This is a genomic window from Glycomyces albidus (genome assembly GCF_009451885.1).
In the GTDB taxonomy this organism is placed as follows: Bacteria; Actinomycetota; Actinomycetes; order Mycobacteriales; family Micromonosporaceae; genus Glycomyces; species Glycomyces albidus.
Genome location: NZ_WIAO01000003.1, coordinates 1 through 16,943 on the forward strand (window position 1 = coordinate 1; position 16,943 = coordinate 16,943).

Genomic DNA, 16,943 nt, shown 5'->3' on the forward strand with positions numbered 1-16,943 from the left:
AGGCGTTCCCACTGCTTATCGGTCAGATCCCCGCGCCCTGATAGGCTCGACACAGAAGCCTCCTATTGAAATCGTTGCAGCACAACAGATTCAACAGGAGGCTTCCTCAGTTCGTAAACACGGCCTAGGAGGGTTGGCGCTTCATCGTGTCCGTCTCGTCGGAAGCTCGCGCTGCATGGCTGCGAACCTCCGGGCAGTAGGGCCCGACACTCCGAGCGGGGCGGGTATCGGGTCGTTCCCGCCCCGCAAAGGCAGCCCATCGAGCACAGATGGAGCTCGCCACACTCATGCACCATCTTCGGCTCCGGTAGGGTCGGTTCCTATAGGGACCATACAAGGGAGAGGTAAGGAACTCAGTGTCGAGTGATCGAGAGCTGCTCGCACGGCTTAATGCGGGACCACGGTTCCTTCTTCTAGGCCAGGGCCTGGGGCGCCGCAGCCTCGCGGAAGCCCCGGAAGACTCCACATCGTTCTTTCCTGAAGAGCTAACGCAGGACGGGGCGACTGGCATGGTCAGTGCCTCCGGGGCGGATTTTGCGGCATACGAGCAGTCGATGCAGCGAATAGAACCTCCGTCTGGCTTCGAACGAGTGGCGTCGATTCCCTGGAACACGGTGCTCACCACACGGATCGACGGCACGCTGAGCAAATGGCTAGAAGCCGACTGGCGGCGCGTGATTCCGACCGCGTCAAGCGACACCCGGAGTTCGAGGTCAACGACTGAACTCCAAGTCCGCTACCTGTTCGGCGGACTCAGCCTTCCCGACGACGAGCGACCGCCCAGCAACGAAATCGAGTGGGTCGATTCGCAGCGATACGCGTCCGACACCCTCGCGTCGCTCGCCTCCAACCTGATCACGCCCAGGGGCGTTGTTCTTGTCGAAGACTGGTCACCACGCGACTGGCTGTCAGCGAGAGACCTCTACAACTTCGCAAGTCGCCTTGGAACAGGCCAGGTACACCTCTTCTCGGTCGACGCCGGCACAGCGGCAGATCCGATGATCGCCGCTGCAATCAGCAGGGGCGCGCTCGCTACACACGTAGAGGCTCTGGCCGAGTTCCTTGGGGCAGCGACTGAGTCGGGGTTCCTGCAAGACTCCGCGAGCGTTGATGCTGCTGGATCGCGGTTCATCCCCGTCGGGACCGGGTTCGTTTCGGTTGATGTCGCGACCTGGAACCGAATCGTCGGGACTGCCCGACCAGTCGACCTGGAGCTACTTGAGCCGTTCGGCCACGCTTCCGACGCCTTGACCTACCAAAGGTTCCGAACCTTCCTCGGGTCTCCGGAGGGCGCGCCTCCGTGGCGCGCCCTTGCAACTAACATGAAGCTGCCTCGTACATTCGAAGTCCAGCTTCTCAAAGTGGTCGAGGCGGCTCTTGATGAGCCTGACGAGGTGGCCCCAGTCATCCTCCAGGGGCAGACGGCGACCGGTAAGAGCCTTGCTCTCGCCTGGCTGGCCCAGATGCTTGCCAAGTCCGGCAAGGCCGCAGTACTTCACCAGGCAAGACGTCGTGATCGTCCGATTGCCTCTGAGATCGAGGCTTACAGCGTCTGGGCAGAAGGGGTGGCTGGCCTCAAGACTGTTCTAATCTGGGATGGGATGGTCGACGCTGACGACTATTTTGCGCTCCACCGGCAGCTCCGGGCACGTGGACAACGCGTACTCATCGTCGGAAGCACGTATCTCGGTGCGCCGCCTGGCACGGATCGCGTCATTACCGCCCCGATCCACCTGGACAAGAAGGAGTCCGAGGCATACGGGCCCTGGCTGAGGTCATACGGCATCGACCTCCCGACGCCCGGTGCCGAGGCGGACACCTCCATCCTCGCGATGCTTTACCGCGCCATTCCCGAAACGGAGTCGGGGCTGCGCCGGGGACTTGCCCTAGAAATGCGGGCAGCCGAATCCGGCATGGAGTCTCTTTCCCACGAACGCAAGCACCAGGAACCGGAAGCCCGCATGACCGCGGTAGCTGCCGCGCTCCTCTCCGCTGGTCTACGCCTCGAGACACTTGCTCCGTCTGACCATGCGGAGGAAGACCTCGCAGGACTCGCGTTCGCCGAACGTAGCACCACGGAGCAGTTGAGTGCGATGCTGCTCACCGCGGGCCGGCGCGGCCTAAACGTTCCCCTTGAACTCGCGCTGCGCGTAGTTGGACGTCAAGGCTCTGTAGCCATTGTCGACTTCATTCGCCACTTCGACATCTTCCGGTGGACCGAAGATGCCAATGGAAACCAGTTCCTCGGCGTCCGCACGCGCCTCGAAGCCGAGCTTCTGGCGCGGGAGAACCTGACGGATCTGACCGAGATCGATGTCGTTTCTTCATTCATTCACTACGTTCGTCCCCAGTTCGCTGGGCGAACCGGTGGCGACGAGATTCAGTTCATCGTCGACCTCATGGATCAAATTGGTCCGCAGAGCAACGAGCAGGGGCGCTATGGCCGCTGGTACGGCGACCTGGCGGATGCCTTTGCTAGCCAGCGTGAGCAAAGCGGGGTGTCGCATCCTCGGCTAGTGCTGCTGGAAGTGAACCTGATGCGTGAGTTCGTCAAGCGTTCGCAACGCAACAATGAGATCGCACGCGCGGAGCGACTTGCGCGGCTTCGTGACTCCGAGGACCTTCTTCAGCGAACCCTGGAAGAAACTGACATCTCGCCGCGCGCACGTCTCAATCTATACGTCGAGTTGGCTGCTTCGCTTGGGTCGCAGCTTTATGAACTGGTTGCGGAAGACGGTGCGTCATCAGCAGACTCCATCGCGCCAATCCTTGAGCGACTCGTGGACGCTGTCATGCGTGCGCGCGCTGCGGATCCGGAGAACATCTACCCCGTCGATGTACTCGCGTGGGCCGCCAAAGATGCTGTGTCGTCTGGCGGAATGACTCTACAAGCAAGAGTTGGCCTCCTTGCGGACGCCAAGGCATCGCTTGACTCAATAGATCCCGTGGATCTCTCGCCGGGCCACCGCGCAAAGTACAACCAACGACAGGCCGACATCGCTCGTCTGCTGGGCGACAAGGAACTTGAAACCAGCTACCTGCAAGAACTCATGGCTATGGACGACCCCGCGGCGTACTACCTCCTTGCGATGCGCGCGCTGGAGAACAGCAACGATCCTGAAAGGGTGAAGATCGCTCTGCGTGTACTCCTAGATGCTCCAGCATCAATCCGGGATGACTGGAGGTGCGCGCGCCTTATCCTCGACCTCTACTGGCAGGATCGAACCGGCGAGCGCCCCCTCCGCGGGGAGCGAAACACCGTAGCGTTCGCCGAGTCGGACTGGTGGAGCTGCCAGGAGCTGCTTGGCACACTCCACGGCGCTGCCGAGTTCGATCAATACCGCATCGCGTTCCTCCGGGGCCTTGCGCTGTTCCACGTCGGCTCCATCGCCGCGTCTCAGTTGGAGTTCCGAGAGTTGGGCTCTCTCGGCCTCGACGTCAGTAGGCGGGTCCACCTGGCATATCTTGCGAGCGATGAAGACGGCCGCCCTCGCACGTTCACTGGGCGTGTTGCTTGGGCATCAGCAGACGGCCGCAAGGGGCGTGTCTGGGTCGACCAACTCAAGTCTGAGGTGGACTTCGTACCCCTTCGCTTCTCGCCAGACGCCTACCGATCGAAGGGCGACCCGGTACCGACGTTCCACATCGGCTTCAACTACCTCGGCCCCATCGCTGACCCAATACGTCCACGTCCCCGCCCAGCAACAGGCAGAATCGCATGATGCTGGCTCGTATAGTCGCGGCATTTGAGGATCTGAGCCGCAGCAAGCGTATGGCCGTCGGGACCGGCTGCTCTGCTTTTCCGCAGAGCACACTCATTTCCCGGAGCATCTCCTTCAGCGATGCCGTCACTGCAATTTGGACGTGGTACCACGAAGAACTGAGGCACGACCTCGACTTCCTGACTCCCCGGGGCGACTACCAGCAGCGATTGACACTCAAGGAATTCAAAAGGCTCCTCGATGACCAGCGGCACTTGAACCAACATGCCAATTTCGACCGGGCGAGCGAGGCGCAGGCATGGCAGGCAGCAATCGTATCTAACGAAGTTGAACCGTCCGACGCGGCGCTGGTCGACGCCCTACTCAACGAACTGCACTCGGCGCTCAACACTGCCGCTGAGATCGCCCGCAAGGCATCCCGTAGCACTACCGAAGCGTCAGCTTGGCGGACGCACAACGCGCGTACACCCGAGAGCGAGATGCGGGCGGTTCTTGCCGACATCGGCCGAGTCAACCTCCAGCAGCGGCGCGTGGACACAATCGTCCGACGTTTCGAGGGGCACCCGAAGCTTCGGTCTGCGAAAACGGCCCAGGACCGGGCAAGAATCGCCGCCGTTGTCGCGATGGAGATGAATCTCGACCCTCTGACGTTGCCGTACGACGAGATTCTTGACGAGTTCGGCTTGATCGGCGACCCGCTCGGGTTCTCGCTTCTGCTGGTGGCGCACGGGGTGGAGGCTGCTGGCAACACTGGCAACCACCTCATCCCGGTGCTCCGCAACGCTTGGCAGCGAATCAGCCCCGACTCAACATAGCCCAGCCACCTCTGCGGCAGCGGCTCGACGGCCTGCGAGGTGTACCGCTCAGCCCTAGCACGGTAGTCACTCGGCAGCGCGAGACCGATCTGCTCCTCAACGACCGTCAAGGACCGCTTCGGGAACGGTGATCGCGACTCACCGAGTACAACGAAAAGCTCTTCGATCGAAGTCACTGATGCATCGATCGTTCAAGCATTGAGAGGTGCACTTCAGCAGCGTGCCGAGCAAAGCGTAGCTGGGCCTCCGTGCTGCTCCGGCCGATGATCGCAGGTCGAGCACATCAAGCCGATCTGCTCGACATCTCCCGAACCCGTTTCGCGCCGAACCTGCATGAGCGCCTTCGGCACTGTCGCCAACGGAGGAGGCGAGGCCACACACCCCTCGGTAGTGTCGGCTCCCGTGGACCGTCTCATAATGAGCGCGACATGACCAAACACGGCAAGGGACCGCTGCTGTTTCTCGACGTGGACGGGACCCTGATCCCGTTCGGAGAGCCTCAACAGCAAGCACCCCTCGACACCACGTCAAGTTCCTATCTTTCGAGGCTCGATCCGCAGACCGGGGCTCGGCTTGCAGCACTGCCCTGTCAACTGGTCTGGGCCACTACCTGGGAAAGCGAAGCGAACACAGAGGTGGCGCCTCGGCTCGGTCTACCGCCGCTACCAGTGGTTCACTGGCCCGAATCCACGTCGGCAGGCGAACTCGAAGACCAGTGGTTCAACCTGCATTGGAAGACTCGCGCCCTGGTCGCATGGGCGGCAGGTCGCCCGTTCGCCTGGGTTGACGACGAGATCACCGAAGCCGACGAGGACTGGGTCGCGACACACCACCGCGGCCGCGCCCTCCTCCGCCGCGTCGAGGCCGCTCAAGGAATCACCAACGCCGACCTGAACACCATCGGCATATGGGTACAGGCAACGTAGCCGGCACCAGCCAGTCCTGGTGACGGGTCAGCCTGTGAGTCGCACCCAAACCCCAGTCTCGGTCTTTGACCAGAATTCCCTCAGCCAGGCAAATGTCCTTCAGCCAGTGGGAATCTACCGCCAGTCTTGGGCTTTCGGGGGAGGCGGTCAACTCGGGAAGTGGGTATGGTGAGGATTCTCCACCTGCACAGTCTGGGAGGTCCTCATAGTGATCGAGCCCTTCAGCGTCCAAATCTTCGGCGGCTTCACCGGCGACAAGTTCCAAAGCGAGAGCAGCAACCGAGTTGGAATTCTACTCGGAGCCCGTGTCGACCCTGGTCATCACCGCCCTGCATCGAATCAACGCACCACAACGGAAGAGCGACGAGCTTGGCTAAGAGCAGTGGTTTTCCGCGGGGCCTGCTGCCGGAGGGCGCATCACCGTGGCTGAACCTCTCGTCAATGCGCTCTTGACTTGGGCTGCACAGCAGCTCGTCGACAAAACCCAAGATCTTGCTGCCCGAAAGCGGCAACTTGGATACAAATCCCCCGCCGTCCGCAGGGCTCTCTTGGACGCGGTAAAGCTTGGCGCCGCCGATGCACTTACTGCAACCTTCCCCGATGACTTGCAGCGACAGGAGCAGATGTGGACGTTGCTATTTGAACGAGATACTGAAATTCTCCCTCTCGTTAGCGACATACACCCCGCCGAAATGCCTAGGGCAGTCATGGAATGGATATCCCAGACCGAGGCAAGCTCCGATGAGATGAACGATCCAGGGTATCTCGACTATTCCCCTGTGCTTGCAATTCAATTGTGCGCCATGATCCTGACTCGCATTTACCATGAGACCTTCTATGGACAAGGATTCCTCGCGGAGGTATGGCAAGAATTCGAGATATCCTCTGGATTCGGGCAAAAATCTTTCTCAATTGATGAAGCAGCATTGAGTGGCGATGCTCAGTTTCAGAATCAATTCAGAAGCCCGGTAAATACGATCATCCAGGGGCAACAATTCGGTGGAATTCACTTCCATCAAACCATTCTAGAATCGACTCGTGTTCCTTATTCCTTTGACGATGGGGCTCTCATGCTCGGACGGATTCCGAGCCTTGCCGCAGCATATCAGAACCGAAAAGGATATGACCTGCTGACATCCTCGCTTGATGACAATGATCCGCATGTCAGGTGCTGGGTAATCTCAGGTATGGGAGGAGTTGGAAAAACACAGCTCGCAGCAGCATTTGCTAAGCAAGAATGGAACCGGGGCTCAATCAAGTTGCTCATCTGGGCCGATGCCACAAACACTGAGACGATCACTGCGGCCTTCGCGGAGGCTGGAGTTAGAATCTGCGGAGCGGATCCGTCAGATAGCTTCAATGCATCACGTTCGTTCCTAACGTGGCTCTCAAGTTCACGAGTAGAACCATGGCTTCTAGTGTTGGACGGGCTAACGGACCCCACAGATATGAGTGGATTTTGGCCTCCAACTAGCAAGCAAGGTCTCACGCTTGTAACAACACGTCGCCGTGATGCTGCCCTGGATGGACACGAGCGCCGTCGCCTCAATGTCGGTCTCTATTCCGAAGAGGAGTCTATTCAATTCTTCACTGAACGTTTCGAAAGAAACAGTCAGCTTCTTGATGGTGCAGCGGAGCTTGCAGCCGACCTTGAATATCTCCCGCTCGCGCTAGGGCAAGCCGCTGCGTTCTTGCTTGACCAGCCAGGCTTCACATGCAATCAGTTCCGCAGGCGCCTGGCCGATGAACACCTTACGCTTGACCAACTTAGCCCAGAGGTTCTCTCTGCGGACTATCCGCAGTCCCTCGCAGCCACTCTTGCAATTTCGATCGACCATGCCTATAAAGGACAGAATCACGAACTGGTTCCGATCGTACTTGGATTGATAGGGATACTTAATCCGGCCGGAATTCCAGCAGAGATATTCACGGCAAGAGATGTTCTAGAAGTGGCGGCCTCGACCCTTGATTCCCCTGACGCGGGTGGACATCTTCAGGACGAAACTATCCGCGAGATACTCGTTATCATTTCCCGACTACATAGACTGAACATAATCGATCATGACGGCGCGACCATTCGAATGCACTCGCTCATACAGCGTGCGATCCGTGATCAATTGAATCGCACAGATAGAACGATCCTAGTTCGCATTGCTGCTGACGCGTTGGCCGATATTTGGCCCGATCTCGAAAGAAATCCCGCATATACCTCTATTCTACGAGAGAATGTTACAAACCTTCGAATGTATTCAGGTACGGAACTTCTTGCCCCTTCAACCCATCAGGTTCTGATTAATGTCGGCTCAAGTCTCGCTGAAGCCGGTCAAACTGCGGAGGCACAGGCGTACTTCAAGCGCCTTTATGAGGAATGCACTTCAGCGTTCCCCGTGAATCACGGCAGTATGTTCCATGTACGCAATCACCTTGCATGTGCGATTGGTGATATGGGTGATCATCTCGGAGCCCGACGTGCACTTGAGAGCCTCCTTGAGGACGAGCTTCGAGTACTCGGCGCTGATGATCCTTCGACTCTTATTGCTCGGCATAATCTGGCTTCATTCCAGGGCCTGGGAGGCGACCCAGTCGGAGCGAAAACGGCATTCGAGGCTCTTCTCGCCGACCATATCCGAGTGCTGGGAAAACGGCATTCACTTACTCGCAGCACTCGCCATAGCCTAGCAGTCTGGCAAGGGAAGACGGGCGATCCAAAGGGGGTCGCCGAAGCACTCAGTGCCGTCCTGTCGGAACAGCTTCATGCAGAAGGAGCTGATCATCGGGACACTTTCAGAATCCGTGAAGATCTTGCAATCTGGCGCAGAATGGCAGGGGACTTGAATGGCTCCGTCGCTGCGCTCGAGGAACTTCTCGCAGATCAAGTCCGCGTTCAAGGTCCAACCCATCGAAACTCCATCGATACTAGGCATAATCTCATTCATATTTTGCAAGAAGCAGGAAACCATCTGCGCGCTGTGGAATTGCTCGAAGAACAACTACTATATTTTATCCGTGAAATGGGACTTGAGGATCTTCTATCGGCTAACCCGCTGGCGTCGAGTATCCAGACTTGCGATGATCTTCGCGACGCGCTTGAAAGAATCATCGACATTGCAAATCACGGAAATACATGAAATCCATCCCTAGAGGTGAAGACTTCTGAGAAGAGCCTTCCCCGTAGGTAGACTCACCCTCCGCGTGAAATGCTCAAGCTCGGTGGGGAGATCAACGTCGCCTTCTCCTCGCCGGACCCGAACGATCACTCCTTGCCGCAATCAAGAACGCATTTCTCACCGCATGCCCAATCATCCAGGCCATCCGATCGAGACACCGCTGCAGCAACAAGTGCCGATGACAGGGCTTCCCGACGGTATGTGGCTCGCCCGAGTCCCCGGACCAGGTGTTCGCGGCGAGGCCGCCCTCGTGCGCGCCGCCATTGAGGGTGAGGACGATCTGAGGTTCGCCATCATGCTCGCCCGCAAGATACTGGTCGCATGGCCCATCGGAGGCAACCTCGGTGGCACTGACGCCAATGACAACGTCACCTTCGCGCTCCCGATGTACAGCTTGGCAACCGGTCCGGCTTGGCCCTGACCACGGCGCGCGCTGTCCCTCGTGGGTATCCAGCACGAGCGTGAACCGCCGTTCGGACAGATGTCGAGCCACATCAACTAAAAAGGCTTCGACTCGACTTGCCAAAGGGGATGAGTCCTCCTGGGGTCCAGGGAACCCGTTCGTAGCCGCGCAAGGCTAGCCTGGGTTGAGACACGCAACGGAAGGCTTCCTATGGACCCCATCTTCATCGCCATTGCCAGTGCTGTGGTGGGCAAGTCGACCGAGGCCGCCATCCGCGGCGGTGCGAGGGTCGCCGAGCTGGTCAAACAACGATTCGTCAAGGAGGACGCGACCGAGCTGGTGCTCCTGCGCGCTGAGACCGGACGAGCCTCCCAAGAAGACTTGGCTGAGGCTGTCGCCAGGGTTTGCGCCGAGGACCCCGAGTTCCGCGCCGAGCTAACCGCACTGATTGGACGGGACCTCCCGGTGCAGAAGGTCCACCACCAGACCCAGTTCAATAACACCTTCAAAGGCTCGGTAGGCAACGTTACGCAGGCCGACCGTATTGACCGCCTGGAACTGTGACCCCCCGGCTCGATCATCGGCTCGACGACATCTTGCCGCAGCCCAACCGAGTGCGCCACCTAAAGGACCCCCAGCTTGAGGAGCGTCGATGCGACTGGTTTTCGCCGACCATGAGCCACACCTGAAACCGAATCCGCGACGCGACCATATGAGCGGGGTTCCCGAACTCTCGTATTCGGTGTTGGACAGACATGGCGGCCGCGTGCTCGCTCCGGGACAGGTGATCCGGTCGGCGGGGAGGGCGGCCCCCCGCGGCACGGTGTATCGGTTTGACCAGTTGCTCGTCAGCGAGCAAATCCTGGCGGACGCCGAGTCCATTCGTGAGCTCACGGCGGCGGTGGCCCGGACCGGGATGCTGCTTGAGGTCGCGGCGGCCGCCCGGGCGTACGAGGGGCAGACATACTACCGGGTGCCTCTGCTTAGCAGCCACGGTGACTACGCGGCAGTCGACGCTTGGTCGCTCCTGCAGCGCCTTACGCACGTCGCCTCCGAAGGGCTGCCCGAGGGCCTGATCGAAGGAGTACGGCTCGAACACCTCCTCACCTGTGAGAAAGGGGCTTCGCCGCCCGGCCTGGGCACGGGCGAGCCGCCGATTGGAAGTCGCGACTTCTCATTCCGCCGCAAGCCGGTGGATATGCTGGTCGCGATGCCCGGGCGGACTCCGAAACGACACCGGTTCCGCATCGCGGTGCTTGATACCGGCGTCCCTGCGCAGCATCCCTGGTTCGATGTCTCGGATCAGTCGGAAAATATGGACACGTTCGTCATCGTGAATCACGAATTCCAGGCCAGGATCGGCGAGCATGCCAATTCGCCCGCACCGCCCCTGGATGAGCCTTGGGACGGCCCCGTGCACGAGCCGACCCTGATCGGAGAGATCGCCAGCCACTTTGGACATGGCGCCTTTACTGCAGGCATCCTCCGCCAGATATCCCCCGACGCGCAGGTCTACTCGCTTCGAGTGGCGCACAGCGACGGGATGGCTCACGAGTTCGAGGTCACCGCAGCCCTCACCCATATTGCTGAGCAGGTAGAGGCCTTTCGCTCCGGCGACAAGGACGCCGTCAACGTCGACCAAGTGCTCGTTCCGATGGGCTACGTGACCGAAGAGCCTGACGATGCCTTCGAGGGAGGGCTCCGCGACGCGGTCGAGCGCCTGGCCCTGCTTGGTATCCCCATCGTGGCCGCAGCCGGCAACCAGGCTTCCGACCGGCCCTTCTACCCCGCAGCACTCGCCGCGTACAGGCATGCCGAACCGGGAGCCCCGGTCATCAGCGTCGGCGCGCTGAATCTGAACAGAAGCATCGCCGTCTATTCGAACGAAGGGCCATGGATCGGCTGTTACGCGACGGGAACCGACCTCGTAAGCGCGTTCCCGATCGAGGCGCACGGTTCTCGAATGCCTGAGCGGCGGGCGAAGTCCTATCTCTGGGACCGTTACAGGGAGAACCCCGACGCCTTCGATTTCTCAAGCGGGTGCGCAATTTGGAGCGGCACCTCGTTCGCGGCGGCCGTCGCCAGCGGATTCCTCTGCGACGCAATGGAAGAGACTGAGGCGTACGGATCCGATGCTGCCGGTCTTGCGAAACGCGCACATGAGGCCTACAGGAGGCTTCGGCGCACCTAGCGTACCGAGACCCCGCTGACTCACTCACGAACTCCCGCCACCCCATGGAGCTCCTTTGGACGACGAAGCGCCAGACTCCTCCGAACCGGTCGAGGATCGGTTCGACACCGTCTTCAACGACTCCTCGATCAACCACTTGTTCCAGAGCCACCATCTGAACGTGCATCTTGGCGAAGGTCGAGCGAAATGGCAGGATTACTGGCATCCGGAAATCACCGGCGCGGCGTTCGTCGGGCGCGAACACGAGCTGGCCTGGCTCCGCGAGCACGCCCGAAGCGACGGCGAGAACGCAAAGGTCGTTGCGATCACCGGGCTCGGCGGCATGGGGAAGACCACGCTGGCCGTCGAGTTCAGCAATCGCTGCAGAGGCGACTTCGACGGCCGGGTTGCGTTCGACTTCCAATCCTACGGGCGGAATTCGAGCAGCGCTGAGATGGCGTTGCGCAGTCTCCTGCCAACCGTGTGCAGGATGTCCCCCGAACGAGTCGGACGACTCGATTCCGCGCAACTGCACTCAGTGTGGGCGGCGGCGACAGCCGGGCGAAAGCTCTTGATGCTTTGGGACAACGTTCGCGAGCCGGCGCAGATCCAGGAACTCCTGGTGCGGAACCCCGGCTGTGTGACCCTGGTTACGAGCAGGGACCGCTTCCAAGCCGAGATCGAGATCGGCGGCCTCTTGCTTGAACTCGGCGAGCTGCCGCTGCATGATGCGGTCAGTCTCTATCGGTCGATCACCGCCTCCGATGAGGCTGTCGAGAACATCGAGCGGCTGGCTGAGCTCGATCTTCGTATCCCGCTCCTCATCGCCTCCCATGCGGCTGCGATCGCCCGCGGCTTTACCTCGCTCGACGAGCTCCTCAGCGACCTCAGCATCGTGCGCAGCGGTGGCACGTCAAAGCGCCAGGAGCTGTTCATGGGCCGGCTGAAAGGCTCCTATCGCAGGCTGGACCACGCCGAGCGCGCTGCGTTCCGCGCGTTCGGCGTCCATCCCGGGAGCTCCGTGACCGCAGGGAGCATCGCGGCGGTCCTCAATTGCACGCTCAACCGTGCGACTGACCTCATGGATGCACTCATCCGGGCCGGCTTGGCCCAACGTGACCTCACGAGCGGGGGGAGTACCAGGCCGGACCTGCGCGCCTATCGGGCCCACGACCTCTTCCGCTCCTACGGACTGCAACTGGCTGAGCGCTGGCACGAGCCCGACCCGAATGGTCGCCCCGTCAGCGATGCCGAGCGCCACGCTGACACGTTGATCCGCTACTACAAGACCAACCTCAGCAGCTACACCCACCATGATAAGGACTGGTTCGCAGCCGAGTCCGAGGGCCTGCATAAGGCGGCCACCGCACGCCGGAGCCTCGACAACGCGAGCCTCGCCGCGATGGTTGGCTGGGTCGACATCAGTCTGAATGAGTATGAGCTCGCCCAGGAGGTCTTCAAACACGGCATTGCGGTTTGCACCGAAGTGAAGGACCGGTCCGGCGTCGACTACATGCGACGCGGCCTCGCACAGGTCGCCCTGCTGCGAGGCGACTTCGACCTGGCAGCCCAAATCTTCACCGAAGTCGCCGATTCTAGGGCCAAGGTCGAGGACCTGATCGGCGAGGCCCACTCCCTGATCGGGCTCGGCTACGCCGCCAAGTACCGCGGCCAACACGACAAGGCGATAAGCCACTTTCAGCTCGCCTCGGCACGGCACGGCTCAGCAGGACAGGTTCTGGGTGTCGCCGACGCCGATCTCGGTCTAGGTCAGGTGTTCCTCGTGCTTGGATTCGTCGAGAGCGCGGAGTTTCGCATCGAGCAGGCCGAACAGGTCTATCAGGAGAGCGATGACCTCAACCGCATCGCAAACGCCGCCCTGTGCCTTGCGGACGTGAAGATCGCGAAAGGTGACGCCAAGGCGAGCCCGCGGCTGCTGGAATTCTGCCTCAAAGCATTCACCGAGATCGGCGACCGTGTCGGTGTCGCAGAGACCCACATCAGCATGGCCGACCTCGCGACCCTGCAGGATGACTCGGCATCAACGGCAGCACACCTGCAGCGTGCAGGAGCGGCCTTTACTGAGATCGGCCTCGTTCAACGTGCCGAAGCGCTCCGGCATCGAACAACATGAAACGCCCTGAGTAGCCCTTGGTTAAACACGGGATTCCGAGCGCACTGCATTCCAACAGAGAGGTGCTGGCTGCGGAACAGCCTAATATCTGTCGTGCCGTACTTGCTAGCGCTTTGAGCGCAGTTGCTCGGGCTTTAGCGCGAGAAGTGCGATCTCCACGCCGTCCTCATCGTCGAACTCGACCTCGAATGCTTGCGGATCGTCGTAGACATCGACAATGGTGCCAATCATGCCTTCCCGGAGGCCCTTCTCCGGTAGATCTATGGCCAGTTCGACCACGTCGTACAGGTTCATCTCTCCCCCTTCGGCGGGAAGCTGATCGTCACCAGCCGAGTCTTTCCGGCAGCGTCAGCGATCCATCCCGTGCGGACCTTCATCGTCCCATCAGGGCCGGTCAGCTCTACATCCACTTTCCAGCGCGTTCCATGTTCGTCGGTATCGCCCATGATCGGCTCGGCGGCCGGGGCATTCTCCAGTATCTGCCGTTTGACCTCAGCGGCGTCGTTGAGCCCGAGTCCAGTCCGGGACTTGATGACGCGCGCCTTGTTGCCGCCGACCGGGTGCTGGGGGTTCAGGGCGTACTTGGTGAGTTTCCGATCATCGAATTCGGCTCGAGCGAGGTCTGGGCCCGGCTGAAGCGGCCGGGGCAGCGGCGGCCGGTTCTGGCCCGGAACGGCGTCTCTCGGCGAGTTCGGCAGCGTGCGTCATGGCCGGGAGCCAGGGAAACCGTTCGGCGAGCGGGCCGCCGTGGCGGGGTTCGTGCTCCGGGACCTCGAAGAACGACACGCCTTCCTCGATCAACGCCGTGGTTGCGCGCCTGAACGGTGCCCGCCCGGTGAGCGCCGAATTCGCGAAGGGCACGACCATAGTTGGGATGCCGAGGCCAACACATTCGGAGGCGACGTCGAGGGCGTAGGTGTCGGCGATTCCGGCGGCGAGTTTGCAGATCGTGTTCGCCGTGGCCGGGGCGATGACGACGGCGTCGGCTTTTGGGCGGTCGCGGCGGGGTGTTCCCGGTTTCCGGTGCTGGGTGGTCACTGGGTGTCCTGAGGCGGCTTCGAGTGCGTCGAGGTCGGCGAATGCAGCTCCGCTTGGGGTGGCGATGACGTGGCAGTCCCAGCCCGAGGAGCGGGCAACCTCAACGAAATCGACGGCGTGCATGGCGGGTCCAGCACCGCAGACGATGAGGTAGAAGACGTTCAAGCCTTGACTCCGATCCGTTCGCACAGGCCCCGCAGTTGCGAGTCGATTGCGTTCTCTTTGGTGCGGCGCATGACGATCCGCAGGACCTCGCGGGCGAGGGGGTTGAAGCGGATACGCTGCGGGGCAACGTTCTCGGCGGAAGCGATCATGCGGATGGCGGCCCGGTCGGAGCCGCGGGTGCCGATCCGGGCACAGGCTCGGGCGGCGTCGAGGTAGAACGATGCCTGGCGGGTGGGCGCGTCGATCGCTCGCGGGTTGGTGGTGTTCGCGATGGCGATGGCTCGGCGGGGGTCGCGGTCGACTTCCATGGCGACCATCCAAAACGCGAGGTTGGTGGGGCCGAACCAGCCGAGTTCCTGGCCGCAGTCGCCGGTGCGAGTGGCGAGGTCCTCGGCTTCGGCCAGGTGGATCTCGGCTTCGGACTCGCGCTTGAGCCCGTAGAGCGTCATCGCCGAGGTCAGGTGGAGTTGGCCTGCGACGGCCATGGTCCGCCGGTCGGCCAGGCCGCCGTCGAGCATGCGGAGGCCGGCGGCGGCGAACTTGTGGCCGCGTTCCATGCTGCCGCAGCTGAGCGCAGCGTGTGCGCGGGTGAATGCGGCGATGCCTTTGAGGCTGAGGTCGTCGAGTTCGGCGGCGGCGTCGCGGGCTCGTTCACCGGCGAGGTAGGTGTCGGCGCGTTGCCCGGTGGAGCGCATGACGTTCATGGTGCGGTGCGCGGCCTGGACGGTCAGTTCTCGTGTGCGGGTCATGGTAGCCGTGTCGGTGGCCGTGACGGCGGTGGCGTGCAGGCGACGCAGGAACGGCGCCAGCCGCGCGGCGGTCCCGGTGAAGTCGCCCCGGCGGTACAGCTCCTCGAGCAGATCGGCCTCGGCGTCGAGCTAGTCCAGGCCCGCCGGGTCGGCGGTGGCCTCGTCCTCCAGGGCGGTTTCGATGAGGGCCGCGAGGATGTCGTGGACGTCGTCGACGAGCCCGACGCCGTCGCTGGTGAGCGAGACATAGCCGTCGCCGATCAGGTCCATGACCGAGCAGCGCAGCACCATGCTCATCGAGGCGAGGATCTGGAGGTTGTCGGCGCCGCGGAGGCCGTTCTCGACCGGCTCCAGGTACTCGCGCTCAAGTCGGCGAGCTCGGCGGCCCGGCGGATGCTGAGTCCGCGCAGTTTCCGCCGAGTCATGATCCGCTCGCCAATGGGTTCGGTCGCCATGCGCTGCTCCATACGTACAGGGTCCGCTTCAGATTACAAGTGCCGTTGCCACATGGCAACGCTCTGCGCGCACCTCCCCATAGCCTGGGGTAGCGAATCGGAAACCGCCCGATCCGGGGGCGCCACCAGGTCATTCCTGGGCCCCAGACGCCAGTCAGGAGGGAGCCGCAAGTGACGAGACGAAGCGTCGGCATCGCAAGGGGCCCAGCATCAGACGATTCGGGGCACCACGTGGTGCCCGACCGGATGCGGTACGTGGAGCGGTGGGACCTGCCAGGCACTGAGCTGTATGTGGACGATGCGGTCGGCGACGGGCAGTTGACTTCCACTGGCCGAGGCTTTCCGGTGATGGCCCTCCTGGGCCATGCTGGCGGTGTCCTCCACAACGTCACCTGGCAGGTGCCCGCAGGTGCTTGGACCGCGACCGAGCGAGTGCAAATCAAAGCGAGACTGGCAGAGGTACTCGCGAATAGGGATCAGTTCGGGCTTGGGGGAATGCGGTTCCGACCTCACCTCGCCAACGATCCGCTCAGTGGTCAGCCGATGGTCTACGTGTACCGCACCGACGTGTACCCCGAAGCGCTCGTCGCCGTGTCCGGCCTGGCGGGGCTTGCCCTGACCCCTAAGCACCGGTATCTCGACGTCGCGACGTTGGACCAGGCCACCAAGGAGTGTCTTGCGGGAAGGGCCGCACCATGATCCTCGGGCAGTTCCAGTGGCGCGGCTGGGAGATCGAAGCCGACATGATCGCGAGTCCGATTGCAGGCGAGGTCATCTGGTTGAACCGGATCGGTCTCACGCGCACCGGCGTGGCAGTCATCCGATACGGCCGACTCGAACTGACCGTCTTCGCTCCCGCCGACGACCTCGCACCGCTTGAGCTGCGGCACGCATTCGACCAGTTCCGGGCTGAGGTGACGAGATGACCGGCCGCATACTCGCTCTCCTCCTCGGCGGCCAGACGTCGGCATGGGATGTTCCGCCGCCACCGGACTACCCGCAGCGAACGCTCGAGTGGTACCTCGATCGGACCCGCGACGCCCAAGCCGAACGCGAGCAACGCGCCATCGAGCGGCTCGAAGCGCACTGGCGCGTTGCGAGAGAGGCGCAACGGATCATCGACGAAGCACCATGTCACGACTGACATGCCTCCCGAGGGGTCGCCGCGCGCCATCAACAGAGCGGCGGTTCCCCTCCGA

At 61.8% G+C, this 16,943-nt stretch carries 16 protein-coding genes; 11 read left to right on the top strand and 5 right to left on the bottom strand.

Features of this window, described 5'->3' with window-relative positions:
- The first annotated feature begins 356 nt into the window (after nucleotides 1-356).
- From GFD30_RS03350 to GFD30_RS03385, 8 genes are all read left to right on the top strand, one after another.
- The gene (locus GFD30_RS03350) at nucleotides 357-3,722 is read left to right on the top strand and encodes a hypothetical protein (protein ID WP_153023815.1); all 3,366 of its coding nucleotides are present in this window, start codon (nucleotides 357-359) and stop codon (nucleotides 3,720-3,722) included.
- Complete coding sequence (locus tag GFD30_RS03355; RefSeq protein WP_194201830.1) at nucleotides 3,722-4,537, top strand: hypothetical protein; 816 nt, start codon at nucleotides 3,722-3,724, stop codon at nucleotides 4,535-4,537. Before GFD30_RS03350 ends, GFD30_RS03355 begins: the two co-directional genes overlap by 1 nt.
- A gap of 428 nt (nucleotides 4,538-4,965) precedes the next feature.
- A complete protein-coding gene (locus tag GFD30_RS03360; protein WP_153023817.1) occupies nucleotides 4,966-5,463 on the top strand; it encodes an HAD domain-containing protein in 498 nt (165 codons plus the stop codon).
- 422 nt (nucleotides 5,464-5,885) lie between these two features.
- Nucleotides 5,886-8,591, top strand: coding sequence for an NB-ARC domain-containing protein (locus tag GFD30_RS03365; RefSeq protein WP_153023818.1), 2,706 nt, complete (start codon nucleotides 5,886-5,888; stop codon nucleotides 8,589-8,591).
- 163 nt (nucleotides 8,592-8,754) lie between these two features.
- The gene (locus GFD30_RS03370; protein ID WP_153023819.1) at nucleotides 8,755-9,051 is read left to right on the top strand and encodes a hypothetical protein; all 297 of its coding nucleotides are present in this window, start codon (nucleotides 8,755-8,757) and stop codon (nucleotides 9,049-9,051) included.
- Nucleotides 9,052-9,243: 192 nt separating this feature from the next.
- Nucleotides 9,244-9,597 (top strand): hypothetical protein, encoded by a 354-nt coding sequence (locus GFD30_RS03375; protein WP_153023820.1) that lies wholly within the window; start codon nucleotides 9,244-9,246, stop codon nucleotides 9,595-9,597.
- A gap of 88 nt (nucleotides 9,598-9,685) precedes the next feature.
- On the top strand, nucleotides 9,686-11,224 hold the full coding sequence (locus tag GFD30_RS03380; protein WP_153023821.1) for a S8 family peptidase: 1,539 nt from the start codon (nucleotides 9,686-9,688) through the stop codon (nucleotides 11,222-11,224).
- Nucleotides 11,225-11,279: 55 nt separating this feature from the next.
- Entirely contained in the window at nucleotides 11,280-13,337 is a 2,058-nt protein-coding gene (locus GFD30_RS03385; protein WP_153023822.1) for a tetratricopeptide repeat protein, read from the top strand.
- Nucleotides 13,338-13,442: 105 nt separating this feature from the next.
- Here GFD30_RS03385 and GFD30_RS03390 read toward each other — a convergent pair whose 3' ends face one another.
- The 5 genes from GFD30_RS03390 to GFD30_RS03405 form a co-directional block, all read right to left on the bottom strand.
- On the bottom strand, nucleotides 13,443-13,631 hold the full coding sequence (locus GFD30_RS03390) for a DUF4926 domain-containing protein (RefSeq protein ID WP_153023823.1): 189 nt from the start codon (nucleotides 13,629-13,631) through the stop codon (nucleotides 13,443-13,445).
- Nucleotides 13,628-14,035 (bottom strand): DUF6883 domain-containing protein, encoded by a 408-nt coding sequence (locus tag GFD30_RS28170; RefSeq protein ID WP_407648961.1) that lies wholly within the window; start codon nucleotides 14,033-14,035, stop codon nucleotides 13,628-13,630. Before GFD30_RS28170 ends, GFD30_RS03390 begins: the two co-directional genes overlap by 4 nt.
- Nucleotides 13,935-14,540, bottom strand: coding sequence for a flavoprotein (locus GFD30_RS03395; protein ID WP_227995802.1), 606 nt, complete (start codon nucleotides 14,538-14,540; stop codon nucleotides 13,935-13,937). Before GFD30_RS03395 ends, GFD30_RS28170 begins: the two co-directional genes overlap by 101 nt.
- The gene (locus GFD30_RS03400; protein ID WP_153023824.1) at nucleotides 14,537-15,289 is read right to left on the bottom strand and encodes a hypothetical protein; all 753 of its coding nucleotides are present in this window, start codon (nucleotides 15,287-15,289) and stop codon (nucleotides 14,537-14,539) included. The genes GFD30_RS03395 and GFD30_RS03400 overlap by 4 nt, the downstream gene beginning before the upstream one ends.
- A gap of 129 nt (nucleotides 15,290-15,418) precedes the next feature.
- A complete protein-coding gene (locus GFD30_RS03405) occupies nucleotides 15,419-15,586 on the bottom strand; it encodes a hypothetical protein (RefSeq protein WP_153023825.1) in 168 nt (55 codons plus the stop codon).
- Between the two features lie 449 nt (nucleotides 15,587-16,035).
- On the opposite strand from GFD30_RS03405, the gene GFD30_RS03410 reads away from it, so the two are divergent.
- The 3 genes from GFD30_RS03410 to GFD30_RS03420 are packed head-to-tail and all read left to right on the top strand — an operon-like array spanning nucleotide 16,036 to nucleotide 16,888.
- A complete protein-coding gene (locus tag GFD30_RS03410) occupies nucleotides 16,036-16,443 on the top strand; it encodes a hypothetical protein (RefSeq protein ID WP_153023826.1) in 408 nt (135 codons plus the stop codon).
- Nucleotides 16,440-16,670, top strand: a complete 231-nt coding sequence (locus tag GFD30_RS03415; RefSeq protein ID WP_153023827.1) for a hypothetical protein — start codon at nucleotides 16,440-16,442, stop codon at nucleotides 16,668-16,670. The genes GFD30_RS03410 and GFD30_RS03415 overlap by 4 nt, the downstream gene beginning before the upstream one ends.
- Entirely contained in the window at nucleotides 16,667-16,888 is a 222-nt protein-coding gene (locus tag GFD30_RS03420) for a hypothetical protein (RefSeq protein WP_153023828.1), read from the top strand. Before GFD30_RS03415 ends, GFD30_RS03420 begins: the two co-directional genes overlap by 4 nt.
- The last annotated feature ends 55 nt before the right edge of the window (nucleotides 16,889-16,943 follow it).